We start from the raw sequence: 2984 nt of genomic DNA, 5'->3' as shown, positions 1-2984 counted from the left end.
AAAATACTTCTGAAAGAAGACACGCAAGTTCTGGATGAAGTTATTATACAAGGTGCATACGGAGCTCAAACCAAGGCCTCTGTTACAGGTGCAATCTCAAGCGTAGATTCAAAGAAAATTGAACAACGTCCTGTGTCCAGTGCTGTAGCAGTCTTAGAAGGAGCTTCATCAGGTATCCAAGTTAATAGTTCATACGGAGAACCAGGAGCAGGAGCAACTATTCGTATTCGTGGATTTGGCTCAGTAAATGGTAGTAATGCTCCCTTATACGTTCTTGATGGAGTACCTTTTCAAGGCAACATAGCAGATATTAACCCAACAGATATTGAAAGTATGTCTGTATTAAAAGACGCTGCATCTGCTGCTCTTTTTGGTAATAAAGCTGCAAATGGAGTTATTATCATTACAACAAAGAAGGGTAAGGGAGATAAGATTAACTTCAATGTCTCTATGAATCAAGGTATTTACGAAAGAGGAATTTCTGAATACGCTCGTTTAGGTGCTAAAGACTGGATGGAAGTAATGTGGGAAGGCTATAGAAACAGCTCTATCAGTGATGGTAAAGATCCAGCAACTGCTAATGCCCACGCTTCAAGCAATCTTGTTTCTGAAATAATTAAATATAACATATTTAATAAACCAGATGATCAGCTATTTGATGAAAACGGTAAGATGGTAAAAGACGCACAAATTTTACCTGGTTATAGAGGAGACTTAGATTGGTACAAACCTATCGAACGCTATGGACACCGCCAAGAATATAATATGAACGGCGGAGGTGCTACAGAAAAAGCAAACTACTACTTCTCAGTGGGTTATTTGGATGAAAAAGGCTATGTTAAATCTTCAGATTTCCAAAGATTATCTGCTCGTACAAATATGAGTTATAAAGTAAGAGAATGGTTTAAAACTGGATTAAACTTAAGTGCCAGCCATCAAACTAAAAACTTAACATCGGGAGATGCTGATAGCAATGCTTCTTATGCAAACCCATTTATGTATGCTCGTAATATAGCACCAATCTATCCTATTCATCAACACGATCCTAAAACTGGAGAATTTCTTACTGATCCAAATGGAAATAAAATGTACGATGATGGAGAAGCAAGATCAAGACCTCAATATTCTGGACGTCACGTTATTTGGGAAAGTGATTTGAATAGCAGACGCCAATTTAGAAACACTTTAAATGCTCAATTATTTGCTGATTTTAAATTCTTAAAAGATTTCACTTTTACAGTAAAAGGAGCTTTAAACTTATCTAATACTGAAGAGCAAAACTATGGTAATGCAGTTATTGGTGATGGAAAAGATCTAGGACGTGCAAAAAGAGATATTTATAGAAATAAAGAATATACTTTCCAACAGCATTTAGACTGGAATAAATTGATAGGTGATTATCACCACCTTAATATTTTAGTGGGTCATGAAAATAACAAAGAGTATTACAACTACTTATATGGATTTAAAACAAATCAAATATTTGAAGATAATACAGCAATGATCAACTTCACTCAAATGACTTCTCTGTATGATTACTTAATGGATTATAGAACAGAAAGTTATTTAAGTCGTATTCGTTATAACTATGATGAAAGATATTATGGAGAATTCTCTTTCCGTAGAGATGGTTCATCTAAATTCCATAAAGATAATCGTTGGGGTAACTTCTGGTCTGTTGGTGGTAGCTGGATGATTACAAAAGAAAAGTTTATGCAACCGTTCTTACGCAATGTAAATGACCTTAAACTTCGTGTTTCATACGGTGAAGTGGGTAATGATGCATCAGTTGGAAGATATGGATATATGGAGTTTTATTCTCTACTACAAAACAACAACCTAGGAGCTGCATACAAAACTCAAATTGGAAATGATGAAATAAAATGGGAAACAACACAATCATTTGGTGTAGCATTAGAAGGTAGATTCTGGAATCGTCTTAATGTATCTATGGAGTATTTTGATAAACGCTCTAAAGACTTACTATTTGACGTGAACCTTCCTCTATCTGTTGGTGGTACTTCAACTAGCTATTTAGAGTCTGTTGTTACAAGAAACATTGGAACAGTATCCAATAGAGGTCTCGAAATCAACACTGACATTGACATCATTAGCAATAAAGACTGGACCTGGAATGTAGGTATGAATGGTACTTATATTAAGAATAAGATTATCAGATTACCAGAGGAAAACAGAGAAAATGGTATTATTTCTGGTACAAAGAAATATACTGAAGGTAAGGGTATTTATGACTTCTGGCTATACAAATATGCAGGAGTAGATCAAATGACTGGTCGAGGACTATACCATATTGATTCTGAAAAGTATTACGTTGACCCTGCAAACAAAGCTCCAGGTAAAGAGGCGGTGGACTCAGATAAAGACATTGAGGCTGGCGAACAAAAAGGTTTCATCATCAATGGTAAAGAGTATGTAACACATACAAACTATGCAAAAAAAGATTGGAGCGGTTCAGCTATGCCTAAATGGTATGGTAGTTTCAACACTTCACTAACTTGGAAAGATCTTACAGTATCTGCTTTATTCACTTATTCTTTAGGTAGTAAAATCATTGATTATAACTATAAAAGTATGATGAGTGTATCATCAAATCCTGGGGCAATACACAAAGATGTTAGAAAAGCATGGCATGCCGTTCCAGAAGGTATGACTGAAAACAGTCCTAATCGTATATGGAAAGATGGAACTCCTAGAATAGACTACACTACTGATAGTGAAGGAAACTCAACATCAGACAGATTTTTACAGAATGGTAACTACTTAACTATTAAGAACATTACTGTAAGTTATAACTTACCAAAATCTATCACTAGAAAACTAAATATTGGAAGATTAGGGGTTAATATGTCTCTTGAGAACCTTTATTCATTTACATCATTGAAAGGTATGACTCCAACACAATCATTTAATGGTACAAACTATAACGTATTCGTACCCGCTAGAGTACTTTCATTTGGAATCAA

Annotated in this window: 1 protein-coding gene; it reads left to right on the top strand. The window is 35.1% G+C overall.

What is annotated here, in order from left to right; all coding sequences use genetic code 11:
• A partial coding sequence (locus K8V80_RS02835; protein WP_276775330.1) for a SusC/RagA family TonB-linked outer membrane protein occupies positions 1–2984 on the top strand: 2984 nt, incomplete at both ends.

Source organism: Bacteroides coprosuis (genome assembly GCF_020741705.1).
GTDB classification, from domain to species: domain Bacteria; phylum Bacteroidota; class Bacteroidia; order Bacteroidales; family Bacteroidaceae; genus Bacteroides_E; species Bacteroides_E coprosuis.
Note: the sequence above shows the minus strand (reverse complement) of the source record. Positions and strands in the feature narration are given on the sequence as shown.